This is a genomic window from Gilvimarinus sp. 1_MG-2023, from assembly GCF_030548285.1.
This window is the reverse complement of the sequence record NZ_JAUOSC010001599.1, coordinates 1-240: the sequence shown is the minus strand read 5'-3', so window position 1 is coordinate 240 and position 240 is coordinate 1. Positions and strand designations below refer to the sequence as shown.

The window sequence follows — 240 nt, the reverse complement described above, 5'->3', positions numbered from 1 at the left end:
CAGCAATTCGCCATCGCGGTCTTCAAACCAGATTTTCTGCCGTCGGCTCAGACGCTGGGAAGCAGTGGCTGGCTTTTTGCCAACTACGTTGACGCTGACATAGGGGGCTGCCCACTTGATACCCTCAAGAGGTAAAAAGCGGAAACCGTTGGCCGTTACCATCCAGGCGCCATCGTCCTTGACGTCCGCGACAATGGCGGGAATCAACCGGCTTTGTGATTTCTGGCTGCGGAGCTGCTG

1 protein-coding gene is annotated in these 240 nt (G+C 56.7%); it reads right to left on the bottom strand.

Annotation, left to right across the window (positions count from 1 at the left end; translation table 11 throughout):
- The coding region (locus Q4563_RS22190) for a hypothetical protein (protein ID WP_303606080.1) at nucleotides 1–240 on the bottom strand (240 nt) is incomplete at both ends.